Source organism: Vibrio sp. 1401 (assembly GCF_033340295.1).
In genome coordinates this window covers 1-657 of sequence record NZ_JAWOWF010000434.1, presented here as the reverse complement: position 1 = coordinate 657, position 657 = coordinate 1, and the positions used below count along the sequence as shown (strand labels likewise).

The window sequence follows — 657 nt, the reverse complement described above, 5'->3', positions numbered from 1 at the left end:
AAATTTTTCTTCAGGTTGGAATTCTTCGACGCGACTTTGAATTGGTGTCACGTTTTTCAAACCTAACGTGTGGACAACTTGCTTGATAAAACGGATGCGCTTACCGAGGCTATCGAGCAGAAAGAACGTTTTCTCCGGATGCATGATCGCCAAAGGAATACCTGGCAATCCTGGGCCAGTGCCCACATCGATAAAACGTTCACCTTGCAGATGCGTGCCGACCACGATGCTATCAAGGATATGTTTCACTAACATCTCTAAAGGATCGCGAACCGAAGTTAGGTTGTACGCTTTGTTCCACTTATCGAGCAGCTCGACATAACCGACTAACTGCTCTCGTTGTTTTTCTGAAACGTCTAAATCGGTCTGTGCAATCAGTGAATCAAGCTTGGTTCGTAGTGCACTCATTACTCTTCCTCGCCTTTTTTCAGTAAGCCGTGCTTCTTCAGATGCACAAGAAGAATTGAAATCGCTGCAGGCGTAATGCCGGAAATACGCGAAGCAATGCCAATACTTTCCGGTTTGGCTTCGCTCAGTTTCGCAACCACTTCGTTCGACAAACCTTTTACGTCTTTGTAATCCAAATCCGCAGGCAGTTTTGTGTGTTCGTGGCGAAGTGATTTTTCGATCTCTTCCTGCTGACGCTTGATGTAACCG

General features: G+C 46.0%; 1 protein-coding gene and 1 pseudogene. Both read right to left on the bottom strand.

Features of this window, described 5'->3' with window-relative positions; translation table 11 throughout:
- Positions 1-408 (bottom strand): 16S rRNA (guanine(527)-N(7))-methyltransferase RsmG (gene rsmG, locus R7Z77_RS26080; protein WP_318137142.1); only part of this gene is annotated, 408 nt, incomplete at its 3' end.
- A pseudogene (gidA, locus tag R7Z77_RS26075) lies at positions 408-657 on the bottom strand (tRNA uridine-5-carboxymethylaminomethyl(34) synthesis enzyme MnmG); the annotation flags it as partial. The gene rsmG and the pseudogene gidA, both read right to left, overlap by 1 nt.